This is a genomic window from Arthrobacter sp. BK1 (assembly GCF_056680055.1).
In genome coordinates this window covers 1,917,138-1,934,621 of the sequence record NZ_CM155263.1, presented here as the reverse complement: position 1 = coordinate 1,934,621, position 17,484 = coordinate 1,917,138, and the positions used below count along the sequence as shown (strand labels likewise).

Annotated in this window: 17 protein-coding genes; 10 read left to right on the top strand and 7 right to left on the bottom strand. The window is 66.1% G+C overall.

What is annotated here, in order from left to right:
- Nucleotides 1-6: 6 nt before the first annotated feature.
- From AC1MCA_RS08665 to AC1MCA_RS08655, 3 genes are all read right to left on the bottom strand, one after another.
- A complete protein-coding gene (locus AC1MCA_RS08665) occupies nt 7-438 on the bottom strand; it encodes a DUF3592 domain-containing protein (protein WP_479802714.1) in 432 nt (143 codons plus the stop codon).
- Nucleotides 439-441: 3 nt separating this feature from the next.
- Complete coding sequence (locus AC1MCA_RS08660; protein ID WP_108597301.1) at nt 442-873, bottom strand: DUF3592 domain-containing protein; 432 nt, start codon at nt 871-873, stop codon at nt 442-444.
- Between the two features lie 79 nt (nt 874-952).
- A complete protein-coding gene (locus tag AC1MCA_RS08655; protein WP_479802712.1) occupies nt 953-1,771 on the bottom strand; it encodes an A/G-specific adenine glycosylase in 819 nt (272 codons plus the stop codon).
- Between the two features lie 259 nt (nt 1,772-2,030).
- Here AC1MCA_RS08655 and AC1MCA_RS08650 point away from each other — a divergent pair, with 259 nt between their 5' ends.
- A complete protein-coding gene (locus AC1MCA_RS08650; protein WP_479802710.1) occupies nt 2,031-2,723 on the top strand; it encodes a hypothetical protein in 693 nt (230 codons plus the stop codon).
- A gap of 117 nt (nt 2,724-2,840) precedes the next feature.
- Here AC1MCA_RS08650 and AC1MCA_RS08645 read toward each other — a convergent pair whose 3' ends face one another.
- Together AC1MCA_RS08645 and AC1MCA_RS08640 are read right to left on the bottom strand one after the other, a co-directional pair.
- Complete coding sequence (locus AC1MCA_RS08645; protein ID WP_479802708.1) at nt 2,841-3,533, bottom strand: ankyrin repeat domain-containing protein; 693 nt, start codon at nt 3,531-3,533, stop codon at nt 2,841-2,843.
- Nucleotides 3,534-3,542: 9 nt separating this feature from the next.
- Entirely contained in the window at nt 3,543-4,124 is a 582-nt protein-coding gene (locus AC1MCA_RS08640; RefSeq protein WP_479802707.1) for a GlcG/HbpS family heme-binding protein, read from the bottom strand.
- A 221-nt stretch (nt 4,125-4,345) separates the two neighbouring features.
- Here AC1MCA_RS08640 and AC1MCA_RS08635 point away from each other — a divergent pair, with 221 nt between their 5' ends.
- Both AC1MCA_RS08635 and AC1MCA_RS08630 read left to right on the top strand, forming a co-directional pair.
- The gene (locus tag AC1MCA_RS08635) at nt 4,346-5,539 is read left to right on the top strand and encodes a sensor histidine kinase (protein WP_479802705.1); all 1,194 of its coding nucleotides are present in this window, start codon (nt 4,346-4,348) and stop codon (nt 5,537-5,539) included.
- Nucleotides 5,536-6,162: a response regulator gene (locus AC1MCA_RS08630; RefSeq protein WP_479802703.1), complete on the top strand. Its 627-nt coding sequence runs from the start codon at nt 5,536-5,538 to the stop codon at nt 6,160-6,162. The genes AC1MCA_RS08635 and AC1MCA_RS08630 overlap by 4 nt, the downstream gene beginning before the upstream one ends.
- Before the next feature lie 15 nt (nt 6,163-6,177).
- Here the strand turns inward: AC1MCA_RS08630 and disA are convergent, their stop codons facing one another.
- Nucleotides 6,178-7,254 carry a DNA integrity scanning diadenylate cyclase DisA gene (gene disA, locus AC1MCA_RS08625; RefSeq protein ID WP_479802702.1) on the bottom strand — a complete coding sequence of 359 codons (1,077 nt, stop codon included), beginning with the start codon at nt 7,252-7,254 and terminating at the stop codon, nt 6,178-6,180.
- Nucleotides 7,255-7,604: 350 nt separating this feature from the next.
- Here disA and AC1MCA_RS08620 point away from each other — a divergent pair, with 350 nt between their 5' ends.
- The 6 genes from AC1MCA_RS08620 to AC1MCA_RS08595 all read left to right on the top strand — a co-directional run bounded on the left by AC1MCA_RS08620 (nt 7,605) and on the right by AC1MCA_RS08595 (nt 14,498).
- Nucleotides 7,605-8,849, top strand: coding sequence for an alpha-amylase family glycosyl hydrolase (locus AC1MCA_RS08620; protein WP_479803342.1), 1,245 nt, complete (start codon nt 7,605-7,607; stop codon nt 8,847-8,849).
- A 200-nt stretch (nt 8,850-9,049) separates the two neighbouring features.
- Nucleotides 9,050-10,126: an IS110 family RNA-guided transposase gene (locus tag AC1MCA_RS08615; protein ID WP_479800784.1), complete on the top strand. Its 1,077-nt coding sequence runs from the start codon at nt 9,050-9,052 to the stop codon at nt 10,124-10,126.
- Nucleotides 10,127-10,226: 100 nt separating this feature from the next.
- Nucleotides 10,227-10,553 carry a hypothetical protein gene (locus AC1MCA_RS08610; protein WP_479802700.1) on the top strand — a complete coding sequence of 109 codons (327 nt, stop codon included), beginning with the start codon at nt 10,227-10,229 and terminating at the stop codon, nt 10,551-10,553.
- 440 nt (nt 10,554-10,993) lie between these two features.
- On the top strand, nt 10,994-12,607 hold the full coding sequence (locus tag AC1MCA_RS08605; RefSeq protein WP_479802698.1) for a peptide chain release factor 3: 1,614 nt from the start codon (nt 10,994-10,996) through the stop codon (nt 12,605-12,607).
- 6 nt (nt 12,608-12,613) lie between these two features.
- Nucleotides 12,614-13,858, top strand: a complete 1,245-nt coding sequence (locus AC1MCA_RS08600) for a beta-ketoacyl-[acyl-carrier-protein] synthase family protein (RefSeq protein WP_479802697.1) — start codon at nt 12,614-12,616, stop codon at nt 13,856-13,858.
- A 49-nt stretch (nt 13,859-13,907) separates the two neighbouring features.
- On the top strand, nt 13,908-14,498 hold the full coding sequence (locus AC1MCA_RS08595) for a flavin reductase family protein (RefSeq protein ID WP_479802695.1): 591 nt from the start codon (nt 13,908-13,910) through the stop codon (nt 14,496-14,498).
- Between the two features lie 2 nt (nt 14,499-14,500).
- On the opposite strand, the gene radA is transcribed toward AC1MCA_RS08595, so the two are convergent.
- Nucleotides 14,501-15,874, bottom strand: a complete 1,374-nt coding sequence (gene radA / locus AC1MCA_RS08590; RefSeq protein WP_131684768.1) for a DNA repair protein RadA — start codon at nt 15,872-15,874, stop codon at nt 14,501-14,503.
- 311 nt (nt 15,875-16,185) lie between these two features.
- Between radA and AC1MCA_RS08585 the strand changes: the two genes are divergently transcribed.
- On the top strand, nt 16,186-17,445 hold the full coding sequence (locus AC1MCA_RS08585) for an ABC transporter substrate-binding protein (protein WP_479803341.1): 1,260 nt from the start codon (nt 16,186-16,188) through the stop codon (nt 17,443-17,445).
- The last annotated feature ends 39 nt before the right edge of the window (nt 17,446-17,484 follow it).

Sequence of the window (17,484 nt, the reverse complement as noted above, 5' to 3'; positions counted from 1 at the left end):
GAACTGCTACCAGAGAAGTGACGCAAACATTGTTATGCCCAGGGCGCCGAAGAGGACCATCATGAGACCTGTGGACAGGCGGCCCTTGGCGACCAAAAATCCCGGACGGGTGGATTCGGCGGGGTTGGCCGGGTTGTAGCGCACCGGAATGGCGTTGCCGATGATCTCCTGGTCCGGGCCGTAGATATCGGACTGGCCCAGCCACCGCTTTCCGGCGGCGTCGTGGAATTCGAAGGACGGTGCGAAGCGGTTGCGCCCGTTGCTGCCGTGGCCGTCCCTGCCATGCAGGTTTCCGGTGACGGTGGCCGAGGCTTCCGCCCACCCGCGCGTCTGGGCACGGCGCCGCAAGGACGGTGCCAGCGACATCCCCACCAGGATCAGGCCAAGGGCAAGGAAAAGGCCGGGCAGGACGATAAAGATCAGCTTTATGGAGTCCATGGCTCAGCCCAGCGGAAAAGCGCCGGCGGCCCAGAACAGCAGCAGGGCGAAAAATCCGAACGCCGGAATCGCGCAGCCGATCAATGCCTTGGATTCGGACGATACCTCGAACGACTGGTTCGGATTTACCGGGTTGTAGGCCACATTCAGGAGCGATCCGGGTGCCTGCTGGTTGCGGTAGGAAACCTCGGATTCACCGGCATACAGGGCCCCGTTCGGGTGAGCGAACTGGTAGGTGGGGTAATAAACCCGGCTTCGGGTGCCGTTGCCGCCGCCGTTTGTCCAGCCCCCTACGTTGCCTGTCACGGTGGCCTGCACTTTCGGCCAGCCGGCGATCTGCTGTTCATGCTTCTTCGTCTGCCGCAGGTGCTTGACGAGCAGGTAAGTGGCGGTGGCCACAAACAGCGCCCAGATGATGTACAGCACGATTCTCATTAACGTCCCCCAGATCGAGTCACCAGAAAGTATGCCACCCGGAGTACGCCAGTCCGTAACGAGGCATCCGGAGAAAGCGTCAGGCGGGCAGCCGGTATCCACCCTCGTGCAGCTGGGCCAGGCCGTCGTTGAGCAGGCCGCCCAGTGCGCGTTCGAGCTGCTCCGGCGCGGTATTGAGCCGGTGGAGTGCCGCCAGCGGCACCCCGATGCCCTCCGGGGCGAACCCGAGGTCAGCGGGTTCCTGCTGGAACATCTCCGCAGGCACGGGCGTTTCGGCGAGCCGGAGCACGGCCAGCACGGCACCGCGGACCTGGCGGTCGGTGCCGTGCCAGGCCTGCCCCTTGGGGATGTACGACGGCGGCGGCTCACCTGCAGCAAGCCACGCGCAGGAGTCCCGCACCGGGCAGTCGGCGCACTTCGGCGCCCTCGCCGTGCAGACGAGCGCCCCCAGTTCCATGACCGCAGCGTTCCAGCGGACGGAGGTGCCGACGTCGTCCGGGAGCAGTTCCGCCGCGAGCCTCATTTCTGCGGCGGTCAGGGAGGGGGAGGGGAGCGCGACGCCGGAGACCAGGCGGGCGTGCACGCGCCGGATGTTCGTGTCCACGACGGTTTCCCGGCGCCCGAAAGCGAAGGCCGCGACGGCTGCGGCGGTGTAGCTGCCCACCCCTGGCAGGGCCAGCAGTTCGGTGTAGTTGCCGGGTACCTTGCCGCCGTGGTCGCTGACGATGGCAGCGGCGGCCGCATGGAGCCGCAGTGCCCGGCGGGGGTAGCCGAGCCGGCCCCAGGAACGCACGGCTTCACCGGCCGGCTCACCCGCGAGGCCGGCCGGGGTGGGCCAGCGCTCCAGCCACTCCCGCCAGACCGGCAGGACCCGAACCACCGGGGTCTGCTGCAGCATGATCTCGCTGACCAGGACGCCCCACGGTGAGCACTGCGGTTCCCGCCAGGGAAGGTCGCGCGCGGTCCCGGCAAACCAGCCGGTGATGCTGCCGTGCAGGGAAGTGAGGTGGGCGCGGCTGTCCGCGGGCGCGGCTGGGGTGAGGGTTGAAGCGTCGATTCCAACACTGTAATGGATGCGGCAAACTGTGACCTTAGCGATGGCTGGGCGCGCGGCGTGGTGGGACGGCAGAATCCGGCCGGTTCTCTAGCCTAGAAGAATGGGCAGGCAAGGCAATTCATCACCACGCAAGACAGCATCCGGGTCCCGGACCGGTTCCGGTGGCAGCGGCAAGACCAGCGCCGCCGTCTACCGCCGCCGTAGGCTGTTTGTCGGCGTAGCCCTCCTGGTTGCCGTGGCCCTGGGTTTCGGCGGCTTCGCGCTTGCGGGCGCGTTCAGCGGCAGCAGCGAGCAGGCCTCCTCCACTGACGGCGCCACCGGCAGCGCCGCCGGGCAGGCGCCCGATCCCGGCGCGTCGGCGTCGGCAACTCCGGCGGCCGCCCCGACGCCCACCCCCACGCCCACCTGCAACCAGAACCTCGTGACAGTCTCCGCCTCCACAGACAAGGCCGCCTACGGCCCTGACGAGAACCCGCTGCTCAGCCTGAAGGTGACCAACGGCGGCACCATGCCCTGCGAAGTGAACATCGGCACGTCGCAGATGGAGTACTTGATCACCAGCGGGGCGGACAGGATCTTTTCCTCCCGCGACTGCCAGGCCAAGAGCGAAGACCTGGTGAAGACCATCGCCCCGGGCGCCAGCGAGACGGCGAACCTGCCCTGGCCCCGCAACCGGACCCTGGAAGGCTGCAGCCCCATCGGGGCCAAGCCCGGCGCCGGCGGCGCGTACTACATCTTCACGGCGAAACTTGGCTCCAAAGCCAGCCCCAGGGCGGTCTTTCAGCTCAACTGACCTGAGCTGACGTGCACCCCGGCGACGGAGATCATATGGGCCCTGCAGTTCGACGTCATCGATGCGGAAGACCCACGCGCCGGGAGAGTGCGGAGTTCAGCCGCCTCGTCGTGCAGCTCAGCGAACCGCGGACGCCGCCTCGATGATGTTAACGATCTCCGCGAATCCGAGCCGTTGGGCGTTCTCCAGGGCCGTACGTCCCTGCGGGTCCCGGATATTGGGGTCTGCGCCCGCCGCCAGGAGCTGCCGGACCACATCCTGCTGTCGCGGTCCGCCGTTGTTGAGGAGGATGGCTTCCTGCATGGCGGTCCAGCCGAGGTTGTTGACGTGGTTTACCGGCACCCCGGCTGCAATGAGGATCCGCACCGTCTCGGCGTGGCCGTGTTCGCTGGCGGGAATCAGTGCGGTCCCGCCGTACCGGTTGGTGCTGGCCACGTCCGCGCCGTTGGCGAGCGTCAGCAGCAGGACGTCATTGAATTCTTCTGCACCGGCATACAAAAACGCTGAATCCGCAATGTCGTCCTTGGCGTTCACGTTGCCGCCGGCCCGGATCAGTTCCGATACCTGGCCGACGTCGTTGGCTTTGGCTGCCTGGATAAGCCGCCGGTCCAAGGCGGCCTGCGCTTCCGGGGCCAGGGCCGGTGGACCAGGCGGTGCTGTAACCGACGGAACGGGTGCAGGGGCTGTTTTCCCGGGGGTCTCCGCGGCCGTCGGCGAGCCCGGACCGGGAGGCTTACCGGCTCCCGGGCTGCAGGCCGCCAGTCCCAGCAGCGCTGCGCAGATCAAGAGAAAGTTCCGGCGCCCAGCCATGGTGACAGCCTACTTCGCAGTGCCCGCTGCCGCCGCGGCGATGGCTTCCGCCCCGGCTGCGGCGCAGGTTTCGTCGAGCGTGCCGTCCGGCGCTCCTCCGACGCCGATGCCTGCCACGGAGACCCCATCGACCTTGAGCGGGATGCCACCGGCAAGGAAGAGGGTGCCCGGGAGGTCTGCGATGCTGGGGCCGTTCCCGTTAATCCGTTTTGCCAGCTCGCTGGTGGGTGTTCCGAAGGCGGCTGCGGTGTACGCCTTCTGCTTTGCCGCTTCGATCGTGTGCTCTGCGGCGTTGTCACCCCGGAGCAGGGCCTGGACAGTACCGAAACGGTCCACCAGCGCCACCGTCACGAAGGGCAGCTTCTCAGCCTGGCATGTGGCCAACGCCGCCTGCACCGCTGCAGCGGATGCTCCCACACTGATGCGGTTCTGAGCCACGACATTTTCCGGGACGGGCTGGATGTCCGCGGCGGGCACGGCGGTGGGGGACAGGACCGGGGCTGGCCCGGCGTTCGCGGCCGCGGTCATCCCTCCGGTCAGGAGCAATGCTCCGGCAGCTGCCATGGCGGTGATCTTGCGTGACTTCTTCACGGGTTCTCCTCGGAAAATGTAGTGTTTTTTGGGCCTGCTCCGGGCTGGTGGCCCGGGCGCTGAGTCCATCTTTTCCGCTCCCGGCCCGGACGGCGTCCGGCATTCGTCTGCCCCTTCCTCGCCCATAGGGCCGGCACTATCAGCCAAAAGGATGAGAGAGGCGCCACGGTGCGGGCTCTAGCATGGTGGGTAGCACTCCACCCACCGGAACCGGAATCACCATGCCTTCCTTAACAGCCGCCCCACTTGGCCCCGCGCGGAGCCAGGCCGGCGCCCAGCGCGGGGCGCCGGTCCGGATTGACGTGGTGGTCCATGGTGGTTTCGCCGTCCTGTTGGTGGCGTCAGGGGTCCGCTACGTGATGCGGCACAGCCCGGCGGACAACGTGGGGGTGCTTGCCCTGGCCGCGGCTGTGTGTTCGTTATACGCCGTGATCGCAGCCTTATCGCAGCGACGGCGTCCGCAACCCCTGTGGATGTTTGTCCTGGTGGCGCTCTGGGCTGCGCTGGTGATCGTGGCCCCGAGCTTTGCCTGGTGTTCCTTCGCCCTGTTTTTTCTATGCCGCACGGCCTTCACCGGCCGGGTTGCCTACCTCGCCGGCGGTGCGACGGCGGCAGCTACCGCCGTTGGACTGTTCCGGCTCAGCGGCGGCAGCGATGTGGCGATGCTCCTGGGTCCCCTGGCCGTGGGCGTCATCCTGACGCTGATCTACGACCGCATTGAAGATGACGCTGCCGAACAACGCCGCCTGCATGCCGCGGTTTCCCTGGCCCAGGAACATCTGGCGGCCACCGAGCGCAAGGCGGGCAGCATTCAGGAGCGGGAGAGGGTTTCCCGGGAAATCCACGACACCGTGACGCAGGGCCTGGCCAGCAGCATTCTTCTCCTCGAGGCCGCCAACCGTTCCTGGCCCGGTCCCGCCGCGCGTGAGGATGTCCGGTCTGCCACCGCCATGTTGCGCCAGAACCTTGCGGACACCCGCAGCCTGGTCCACGAACTGGCTTCCCCCGGGCTGGAAACGGCGCCCCTCCCGGATGCCCTCCTCAAAGCGGCGTCGCAGTACCTGCCCGGTGTCCGCCTGCTTGTCACCGGTGAGCCCCGTCCCGTCCCTGCTCCTGCCCGGCACGCCCTGCTGCGGGTGGTTCAGAGCGCGGCCGCCAACGTGGCACTGCATGCGTCCGCGGCCAACTCCACCGTAACGCTGGGTTTCCTGCCGGGCGCTGTCACGCTTGACGTGTACGACGACGGCGCGGGCTTCGTTCCGTCGGCACTTGGACCGCCGTCGGACGCAGGGGGCTATGGATTGCGGGCCATGCGGCAGCGCGTTGAGCAACTCGGCGGCAAGTTCTCAGTTGAGAGCAGCCCCGGCGAAGGGACCGTTGTCGCTGCGGAACTGCCTACCGGGGAGAAACCGTGAACGTCATAACAGTGCTGCTCGTGGATGACCATTTCGTGGTCCGAAGCGGCCTGAAGGCGCTGTTGGCAACGAAGCCGGACATCGAGGTGGTCGCCGAGGCAGCCTCGGGCGAGGAGGCGCTGGTCCTGGTGGAACAGCACAGCCCCGCCGTGGTGATGATGGACCTTGCCATGGGGGCCGGTATCGACGGTATTGAAGCGATCAGGCAGTTGCGCCGGCGGAACGCCCAGCAGGCGATCATCGTCTTCACAACCTACGATTCAGATGCCGACATCGTCCGCGCCGTGGACGCAGGGGCGATGGGTTACCTGCTCAAGGACGCCTCACCCGAGGAGATCTTCGCAGCTGTCCGCGGCGCAGTCCAGGGCAAGAGCGTGATGAGCGCACCAGTGGCTTCCCGGCTCTTCCAACAGCTGCGGGATCCGGACGCAGTCCTTACCCCGCGCGAAGCCGAATTGCTGAGCCTGCTGACTGAAGGACTGAGCAACCGCGAACTGGGTCAGCGGCTGTTCATCTCCGAGGCAACCGTGAAGACGCACCTGGCGCACATCTACGCCAAGCTCGGGGTGGAAACCCGATCAGCGGCAATCGCCACCGCCATCCGCCGCGAAGGCATGCGCTAGGAGAAGCCCCGGATCCTAGAGGAACCGGTCCAGCAGGCTCGCCTCGGCCATCCGGCTCAGGCCCTCCCGGACGGTGCGGGCACGCTGGTCACCGATCCCGTCAACGGTCATCAGATCGTCAATGGTGGCGGCCATCAGGAACTGCAGCCCGCCGAAGTGGTCCACCAGGCGGTCGGCCACAGCCTTGGGGACTGCCTTGAGGCCGGAGAGCAGCCGGTAACCGCGGGGCTGCACCACGGCGTCGAGGTTAGCCTCACCGCCGGCAAAACCGACGATGCCGGAGATCTTGCCCAGATCGATCAGCTCGGTGGGGCCGAGGTTTACCAGGGCGCTGACCGCTTTTTCGATGTCCTCTGCGGAGGCGTCCGGTCCCGCGTAGTCGCGGATAATGACATCGCTGCCGGGGCCGCGGCCCACCGTGAGCTCGTCCAGCTGGAGGGACAGCAGCCGGCCGTCCTCGCCAAGTTCGAGCACATACTGCGAAATTTCCTCGGAGATGCGGCGGACCATCTCCTGGCGTTGCAGGGTGACGGCCACGTCCCGGACGGTCACCATGGCCTCGATCTCCAGGGCGGACAGCGAGCTGGTCACCTGGTCCAGCCGCGAACGGTACCGTTCGAGGGTGGCAAGGGCCTGGTTTGCCCGGGCCAGGACCTTTTCCGAACCCTCCAGGACGTGCCGGAGGCCATTCACGTACAGCGCGATGATCTGCATGGACTGGCTTACGGAGATCACGGGCACGCCGGTCTGGATGGCCACCCGCTCGGCGGTGCGGTGCCGGGTGCCGGATTCCTGGGTTTCGATGCTGGAGTCGGGGACCAGCTGGACAGCGGCGCGGAGGATGTTGCCGGCGTCCTTGTCGCAGATGATCGCACCGTCCATTTTGGCCAGCTCGCGAAGGCGTGTGGGCGAGAAGTCGATGCCGATATCGAACCCGCCCGAACAGATGGATTCGATGGTCCGGTCGATGCCCAGCACTATCAGTGCACCGGTACGCCCCCGGAGGATGCGTTCCAGTCCATCCCGTAACGGAGTGCCTGGAGCCACTCTTCCCAGAGTCGCCTTGAGCGATTCTTCGGGGCTCCGAGCCATAGGTGTTCCCTTCAAAGGTGCAGGCTGCCGCCTGCAGGTACGCCGGATTCAGCCTCCGCCGGCAGGATCAAAAGTACACAGTTTCCCGCAAGCTCAATACTAGGGGTAAGAATCAGCAATATCCGCACGGTTAAGCCCTAAAGTGGCCCATACGGGGTGCCCCTAAAGTGCGCCTTTCAGGTTCGGCGGAGGCTGGCCGGACAGAGCACTTTGGCGGGACGGCAACGGAAACCGGACAGGGAGCGTGGACGCGGATGGATGAGCATAACCCGGGCGCATCAGCGGGCACCACGGTGGGTCCCGCAGAGGACAGCGGCGCAGCCGCAGGCTATCCGGCACCCCCTGAATAGCTGGCGGACGTCGTCATCTACGAGATCTATCCGCAGTCGTTCGCGGATTCCGACGGCGATGGCATCGGTGACCTCCCGGGCGTCCTGGAGCACCTGGACTATCTGGAGTGGCTCGGGGTGGACGTGATCTGGTTCAATCCGTGCTTCGCCTCGCCCTTCCGGGATGCCGGCTACGACGTTTCCGATTACCTCACCATCGCACCCCGCTATGGAACAAACGCGGACATGACCGCCCTGGTCAGGGACGCCGGGAAACGTGGAATCCGGGTACTGCTGGACCTCGTTGCTGGCCACACCTCTGTTGACCACCCATGGTTCCGTGCCTCCATGAATGACGGATCCGACCACCGCTACGTCTGGTCCGGCCGTCCCGGTGATGCTTTTGTCCCCTCGCCGGGACGCCGTCCGGGCTGGTATCTCAAGAATTTTTTCCCCGAGCAGCCGGCATTGAATTTCGGCTACGCACGGCTGGCTGAGGACGAGCCAAGGCGGCAGTTGCCGGATGCCGCCGGACCCCTTAAAAACAGGGCGGCACTTCGCGAGATCATCGGCTACTGGCTGGGCTGCGGGGTGGCAGGGTTCCGTGTGGATATGGCCTTCTCGCTGGTCAAGGATGACCCTGGCCTGGTTGAAACAACGGCTCTGTGGCGGGAACTGGCGGTCTGGATGAAGGGCGCCTACCCGGAGTCGGTCCTCCTTCCGGAAAGTGACGAGTGGAGAACGGTCGACGCCGGCGCCCGGGGAGGATTCGACGCGGACTTCTCGCTCGTGATCCACGAGGAGCACAGCGCGCTTTTCAACAACGGCGGCGCAGGGCTGCTGCCGTGGCAGGAAGAAACGGAGCCATGCTATTTCGATCCCGACGCCGACCCCGCCGAGGGCGCCCGGGCTTTCGGGGAGTTCCTGGGCCTGTGGAACCACCATCGGGAAACCAACGGGCCGGACCGCCTTGTGGTGCTGCCTTCGGCGGATCACGATTTCTCGCGGCTGGTCTGCGGGAACAGGACAAGTGAGCAGCTTCCCGCCGCCTTCACGTTCCTGCTGACGTGGGGTTCCATCCCGTCCATCTATTGCGGTGACGAGATCGGCATGCGTTACCTGGAAGACGCCCCCGAGAAAGAAGGCAGCATCTGGACGCCTAAGTACAACGGGGCAGGGTGCAGGAACCCCATGCAATGGGACTGTCAGACTGTTTTTGTCGAATCATCAGCCGTAGATTCGGAAGTCCTGGTCGTCACGGCTTGACCCTTGTTGGGATAGACCCTCGGGTGTCTTTGCGTTGATCTGTCAGCCCGGCGACCGGGCAGCAACAAACACTGTCGCCGGGCAGGGCGTGACCTGATAGGAGCCTGGAGCCAGCATTCGACAGCGTCCCCATGACAGTCCTGTCCACCCGCCGGCGACAGCGTGATATCCACGTTATCCGGCAGGAGGCAACACGCACCATGGCACCACACATCCTCGTACCCGCCCGCTCAGGACACATAGTCATTGGCGTCGACACGCACAAACACGTGCACGTCGCCGCCGTCATGGATCCGATCGGCGGCATCCTCGACACCCTGACAGTGACCACCGATTCGGCCGGCTTCGGCCAGCTGCTCGGCTGGGCTGTTTCGTTCGGCAAGATCATCGCGTTCGGCGTCGAAGGAACCGGCTCCTACGGGGCCGGCCTGACTTCGTTCATCCGCAGGCAAGGACACAAGGTGGTCGAAGTGAACCGCCCCGACCGGCGCATGCGCAGGCTCGCCGGGAAATCCGACACCCTCGACGCGGAGAACGCCGCCCGCGCAGTGCTCGCCGGATTCGCGACCGCTGTCCCGAAAACCGCTGACGGGACCGTGGAAATGATCCGTGAACTCAAGATCGCCCACGACACCGCCGTGAAGGACCGCTCCGCGGCCATGGTCACACTCAAAGCTATGCTCATCCATGCCCCGGAACCGATGCGAAAGGACACGGCAGAGAAAACACAGATCATGCTCGCCCGCTATCTGGGCGCCCTGCGTCCCCGGGCCCTGGACACCCCCGAGGACTCCATCCGTCACGCCCTGCGCTCGATCGCCCGGCGTTGGCAGAACCTGGATGCCGAGGCCAAGGAACTGGCCGGCATGATCGAGACCCTAGTCACCCGAACCGCGCCCCAACTGCTGGACGCCTACGGAATCGGGCCCGACACCGCTGCCGAGATCCTGATCGTCGCAGGAGACAACCCCGAGCGCATCCACTCCGAGGCAGCCTTCGCCAAACTCGCCGGCATCAGCCCCATCCCCACCGGCTCCGGCATGACCTCTGGCCGCCACCGTCTTAACCGCGGCGGACACCGGCAACTCAACGCCGCCATTTACCGCACAGCGATCGTGAGGATGAAATTCCACGAACCCACCATTGCCTACGTCGCCCGCAGAACCGCCGAAGGGAAATCCAAGCGCGACATCATCCGCTGCCTCAAGCGCTACATCATCCGCGAGGTCTACCACCTGCTCAAGCCCACCCTGGCGACCGGCGTAATCGCGGGTTGACAACAATAGGAGCATCAACGCCCTGGCCAACGCGGGCTTCTCCACCGCGCCGCCCGAAGAGCTGTATCTGCCCCAGGACCCCGATCGCGACCGGCCCACGGTGGCGGCCCAAAGCGAGGACCCGGGTTCGCTCCTGCACTTCGTCCGCCGCCTTGTTCAGCTGCGCAAATCAACTCCGGCCCTGGGAACCAGGACTCCCACGAGGCTGCTCGCCACCGGCTATCCCCTCGTGTACGTCAGGAACGGCACGCACCTGGTCGTCGTCAACCCGTTGCGGCGCGCCGCACAAGTAAACATCGCGCTTCCCGGTGGGTCGGCGGCCCGGCATCTTATGGGCGAAGGCGTCCGGATCGACGCCGGAACGGTCCACGCCGCGGGCTTCGGCTGCGGTGTTTTCGAACTCCGCGGCCAGCCCGCGCCCAAATAGTGTGGCCGCCCGGCGGTGTTCCCACCCCACGGCGTACCGGCTGCAGGCCTGCCGGGCAACCGGTTCAGGGTTTCGGCCGCTGCCTGGACAAGCGCTCCAGGTCAACTCTGACGTTGAGCAGCGACGCGGCCCGGAGCGCTTTCTCCTCCTGCGCGGGCTGTGTCAGACGCCTGGGCGGCGCCTTGGTGACTGCTGCCGGGATAGGCGGCGGAGTGGCAAAGGGGTCATAGAAAATGAGGCCGATCATGCGGCCACCGTAGCGGGACCTCGTTTCACCGGCTTGAACCACCTGTTTCGCCGGTGTTAAGCGCCCATCGGGTGCCCCTTCGGCGTGCAGCCGTTGCTGCGATAAACTTGGAACTTGGCTGTCAGAGAGCCACGCTTCCCCGTCAAGGCCTGCCGAGCGCCTGGGGTAACCCCATCGCAGCGAAAGTAGCACCGTGTCCCAAGATGTCCAAAGCCCCGCCCGAGTCCACGAGATTCACAAACAGGCGGCCCGGCGTCGGACCTTCGCTGTTATCTCCCACCCTGACGCCGGCAAGTCCACGCTGACAGAGGCCCTGGCGCTGCACGCAAAGGTGATCGGCACGGCCGGTGCCTCCAGCGGCAAGGCCAACCGCAAGGAAACGGTCTCCGACTGGATGCAGATGGAGAAGGACCGCGGCATTTCCATCAGCTCCGCGGCACTCCAGTTCTCTTACCGGGACACCGTCATCAACCTGCTGGACACCCCCGGCCACGCCGACTTCTCCGAGGACACCTACCGCGTCCTGGCCGCCGTGGACTGTGCGGTGATGCTCGTGGACGCCGCCAAGGGCCTCGAAACCCAGACCATGAAACTGTTCGAGGTCTGCAAGCAGCGCAACCTGCCCATCATCACCGTGATCAACAAGTGGGACCGTCCCGGCCTGGACGCGCTGGCATTGATGGACGAGCTCACCGAACGCACCGGCCTGCAGCCCATGCCGCTGACCTGGGCCGTGGGCATTTCCGGTGACTTCCGCGGTGTCTGGGACCTGCGCAACGACCGTTTTGCCCGGTTCCAGCGCAACAACGCAGGTGCCAACATCGCCCTGACCGAATACTTTACGCCGGAGGAAGCTGCCGAGAGCCAGGGCAGCAACTGGTCAGACGCCGTTGACGAAGCCGGCCTGGTGATCGAATCCAACTCCGAGTTCGACGTCGAGGCCTTCCACGCCGGCACCGCAACGCCCATCCTCTTCAGCTCCGCCGCATTGAACTTCGGCGTGAAGGAACTCCTGGACGCACTGGTGGACTTCGCGCCGCCCGCAGCACCGCGGCCTGATATTGAGGGCAGCCCCCGTCCGGTGGAATCGCCCTTCTCAGGTTTCGTCTTCAAGGTCCAGGCCGGCATGAACAAGGCCCACCGCGACCACGTTGCCTTTATCCGCGTCTGCTCCGGCGTCTTCGAACGCGGCATGGTGGTCACCCAGACGCGGACCGGAAAATCGTTCGCCACCAAGTACGCACAGCAGGTCTTCGGCCGCGAACGCGAGGTCATTGACGAGGCCTACCCCGGCGACGTCGTGGGCCTGGTCAACGCGTCCTCGCTGCGCGTTGGCGACAGCCTCTTCATCGAGGACACTGTGGAGTTCCCGGCCATCCCGCTGTTCGCCCCGGAGCACTTCCAGGTGGCACGCTCCAAGGACCCCAGCCGCTTCAAGCAGTTCCGCCGCGGCATCGAGCAGCTCGAACACGAGGGCGTCATCCAGGTGCTCCGCTCCGATGTCCGGGGTGACCAGGCGCCGGTGCTCGCCGCCGTCGGCCCCATGCAGTTCGAAGTGGTGGAGGACCGCATGGCGCACGACTTCAGCGCTCCCATGCGGCTCGAACGCCTGCCGTACTCAATCGCCAGGATCTCGACGGCGGAGGCCATGCCTGCGCTGGCCAACGTCCCGGGCGCCGAGGTGCTTTTGCGCTCCGACGGCGAATACCTCGCCCTGTTCAACGACGTCTGGGCCCTGCGCCGGATCGAGAAGAACCACCCTGATCTGACCCTGGTGCCGATCGGCACGCACAACCCCGCGAAGTAGGGCACTATGACTGCAGTTCACCCCGGTCCGGTTCAACCACGCGCACTGATCACCGGCGTCGGAACCGTCAACCCGCTCGGCTCCACTGCCGCGGAAACCTGGTCCGGGCTGGTGGCGGGGGAGTCCGGCATCGCCGCACTGGCGGAGGCCTGGGCCGAGCGGCTCCCCGTGCGCATCGCCGGACAGGTCACCACGGACCTCGCCGAACATCTCACCACCCGCGAACTGAAGCGGATGGACCGGTGCGGTCAGCTGGCGCTCGTTGCCGCCCGCGAAGCCTGGCAGCAGGCGGGCGCCCCCGACGTCGATCCCGAACGGTTTGCCGTGGTGATCGGCTCTGCCTACGGCGGACTGGGCTCCACCCTGGAACAGGACCGGACCCTTGCGGAATCAGGCCCCCGCAAGGTCTCCCCGCACACTCTCACGCGTCTGATGGTCAACGGCCCCGCGGCCTGGGTGTCCATCGACCTCGGTGCCCGCGGCGGAGCCCGGACCCCCGTCAGCGCCTGCGCGTCCGGCGCCGAAGCAATTGTGCAGGGCGCCGAAATGATCAGGTCAGGGGCTGCCGACGTCGTGATCGCCGGCGGCGTTGACGCTTCAGTCAATGACCTGGTGATTACCGGGTTCTCACAGATCCGTGCCCTCTCCACCCGCAACGGGGAACCGCAGCGCGCATCGCGCCCGTTTGACGGCGCACGCGACGGTTTTGTCCTCGCTGAGGGCGCAGGCATCGTGGTGCTGGAGAGCGAAGAGCACGCCCGCGCGCGCGGTGCCGCCGTGCTTGGCGCAGTGGCCGGCGGCTCGGTGACCTCCGATGCCAACGACATTGTGGCGGCCGATCCCGCCATGCAGCGCCGGGTGATGCAAAAGGCCCTGGCCTCGGCCGGACTGGAAGCCTCGGACATCGGTTTCGTGCACGCGCACGCCACCTCCACCCCTGTGGGTGACCGGCTCGAGGCGCAGGCCATCAGCGCGATATTGGGTCCCGACGTGCCGGTGACCTCCACCAAGGGCCACACGGGCCACCTCCTGGGCGGCGCCGGCGCACTTGCCGCCGTCGTCGTGGTCCAGGCGCTGCAGACCGGGCAGCTCCCCGGAACCCTGAATGTCGAGTCGCTCGATCCGGAACTGAACCTGAATGTCGTCACTGAAACGGTGCGCGCCCTAGCGCCCGGCTCCGCGCCTGCAGGACTGGTAAACGCGTTCGGCTTCGGCGGCCACAGCGTCGCACTGGTGATTACCAAGGCGTAATTGGGGCCCGGAGTACGCTGGGACCGGACTCAACAACAAGGAGGCTGCGGTGACCAGGGAAGCACTCGGGGCCCCGTTCGACACCCACGAACTCCGGCACGCATTCGGCACGTTTGCCACCGGTGTCACGGTGGTGACGTGCAATGCCGATGACGGGGTGCCGCACGGTGCCACAGTGAATGCCTTCACCGCGGTATCCCTGGATCCGCCGCTTGCCCAGGTGACGTTGACGCGTACCTCGCGGGCAGCCCGCTATCTGGAGGGCGCCCCTTTTGCCATCAACATCCTGTCCCTTGACCAGTTGGACGTGGCCCGCCACTTCGCCGGCAGGGTCATGGAAGACGAACCGGAGTGGACCCTGGACGGCGATGTGCCCATCCTGACAAGGAATGCGGCCACCCTTGAATGCCGGCCATGGAACATTTACGACGGCGGCGACCACATCATCGTGGTGGGGGAAGTGATCGCCCTCGAGGTCACCGGGCGGGAACCGCTGCTCTACTTTGGCGGCACGTTCCACGAGATCGGACGGCTCGTGGACGGCGCGGCAGGGGACCGGACGGCTGAGGTGCCCGAAACGCCCGACGACGGCTGGTTTGCCGGCGCCAGATCCTTCAAGCCGCTGAGCCACGAACCTTAGGTTTACCCGATCAGCAGGCTCAAAGCCTCCGTCAGGTGTTCCACTTCCCGGACCGAGAAGCCGGCTGGAACGGGGCCCGGGCCGTTATGGCTGGCAGGAACCACCGCGTGGGTGAAGCCCAGCCGGTGCGCCTCCTGGATCCGCTGGTTGATGCCGGGCACCGGGCGCACTTCGCCGGCCAGGCCTACTTCCCCGAAGGCGATCAGCCGGATGGGAAGCGGTTTGCGGGCCTTGGCGGAGGCGACGGCAAGGGCAACTGCGAGGTCCGTGGCGGGTTCGCTGAGCTTCACCCCGCCCACCGTGGCCACGTAGGAATCATCCTTGTGCAGCAGGCAGCCGGCCCGCTGCTGCAGTACCGCCAGGAGCATGGATACCCGTGAGCTGTCCAGCCCGCTGGTGGCACGGCGGGGCTGTGAGTTGGCGCTTTCAGCAAGCAGTGACTGCACCTCCGCCAGCAGCGGCCGACGTCCTTCCATGGTCACTGTGATGCAGGTGCCGGAGACGGGCTCCTTGGTGCGGCTGACAAAAAGCCCGCTGGGGTCCGTGAGTCCTTCGATGCCGTTCTCGTTCAGATCGAAACAGCCGACGTCGTCCGTGGGGCCGTAACGGTTCTTGACGGCGCGCAGCATCCGGAGACGGGAATGGCGCTCGCCCTCGAACTGGCAGACCACGTCCACCAGGTGTTCGAGCAGCCGCGGTCCCGCGATGGAACCGTCCTTGGTCACGTGCCCCACCAGAAGCGTGGTCATGTTGCGCCGTTTGGCCGCAGCAATGATGGACGCGGCCACCTCCCTGACCTGGGAGACACCGCCCGCGCTGCCGTCCACGTCCGCGCTGCTGAGAGTCTGGACCGAGTCGACAATGAGCAGCCGCGGTTCGATCTTTTCCACCTGGCCCAGTGCCTGGCCGAGGTCCGTTTCCGCCGACAGGTAGAGGGAATCGGCGACGGCGTCGATCCGTTCGGCGCGAAGCTTCACCTGCGCCGCGGACTCCTCACCGGTGACATACAGGACGTCCTGCGCGGTGCGGGCGAATTTCGCGGCGACGTCCAGCAGCAGCGTTGACTTGCCCACGCCGGGTTCCCCGGCCAGCAGGATGACGGCGCCCGGAACCAGTCCGCCGCCCAGCACACGGTCCAGTTCGTCGACCCCGGTGGGCAGGAAAGCCGCCGTGGTGGCGTCCACTTCGGCAATCCGGCGGGCCGGTTCGAGAACCGTGGTGGCCGCCGTCGTCCGCGCCACCGCGGTGCCGGTTTCCTCAACGGTGCCCCAGGCCTGGCACTCGCCGCAGCGCCCCACCCACTTCACGGCCGTCCAGCCGCATTCGGCGCATTTATACGCGGGCGCCTTGGACGCGCGGGTTGTCTTTGTAGCCATGGGTTCAACCCTACTGGCGGGCACGGACATTGCCCGCGAGCGGCAGCGTATGCCGGCCGGCCTGAACCAACGCGGGGTCACTCCCGGCCCAATAAACAGAGGTTTTTGGGCCGGAAGTGACCCCGCGTTGAAAGAACTCGGAACGACCGTGAGAGAGCGCTCTCTTGACAGTGATGCGCGCCACGCTTAGTGTTGGGGGACTTGCAAGAGAGCGCTCTCTCAGACCGAGCTATTTCCCCCACAAAGGAGTGACCGTGAAACTCTCACGACGAAATACCGCTGCCGCCATAGCGGGAGCAGCAGCCCTGGCCATGCTGGCCACCGGCTGCGGAAGCAGTTCAGACAAGGCAGCCAGCGCGGACAACCCCGTTGAACTGACGGTTACCACCTTCGGAACCTTCGGCTATAACGATCTCTACGGCGAGTACGAGCAGGCAAACCCCGGAGTCAAGATCAAAGCCACGAACATCGACCGCGGCTCGAATGCCCGCACCGACGCCTTCACCAAGCTGGCAGCAGGCTCAGGCCTCAGCGACGTAGTGGCCATCGAGGAAGGCTGGCTGGGCTCCATCATGGAGGTCTCCGACCAGTTCGTTGACCTGAACGAATACGGTGCGGCGGACATCAAAGCCAACTGGGTCGACTGGAAATACCAGCAGGGCACCGACCCCGCCGGCCGCGTGATCGGCTACGGCACAGACATCGGTCCGCAGGGTCTTTGCTACAACGGAAAACTCTTCGAGGCAGCGGGCCTTCCCAGCGACCGCGAATCCGTGGCCAAGCTTTTCGGTGGGCAGGACGCCACCTGGGAGAAGTACTTCGAACTTGGCAACCAGTACAAGGCGGCCACCGGAAAGGCCTGGTATGACCAGTCCGGATTCGTGTGGAACTCCATGGTGAACCAAATGGAGGAGGGGTACTACACCAAGGACGGCGAGCTGAACGTCGACGGCAACGCCGAAATGAAGGACAAATTCGGGATGCTGGCCGCCGGAACCGCCGCCGGACTCTCAGCCAACCAGACCCAGTGGGACTGGGGAAACGGCAAGGCATTCGTTGACGGCTCCTTTGCCACGTTCGTCTGCCCCGGCTGGATGCTTGGCACCATCAAAGGCCAGCTCGAATCCGCCGGTGGCGGTGCAGGCAGCGGGTGGGACTTCGCCGATGTCTTCCCCGGTGGTGCGTCCAACTGGGGCGGAGCGTTCCTCTCCGTACCCAAGACCTCGGAGCACCCGGCAGAGGCTGCGAAGCTTGCCGCCTGGCTGACCGCCCCCGAGCAGCAGGTCAAGCAGTCCGCGGCAGCCAACAACTTCCCCAGCACTCTCAAGGCCCAGGAAAAGCTGGTCCAGGACGCCACGCCCAACGTGCTCTTCAACAACGCTCCCACCGGCGCCATCCTGGCCAACCGTGCCAAGGGTGTAGTTGCCCAGTTCAAGGGACCGGATGATTCGGTCATCCAGGAAAACGTATTCGGCCCTGCGCTGAAGACCCTCGACGCCGGAACCGCCGATGCGGACAAAGCCTGGTCTGAAGCCGTGCGCCTCCTCAACGACCTGGTCGTCAACAACTAGCAAGACCCGCTGTGGGGCCTCCCGCGAAGGGAGGCCCCC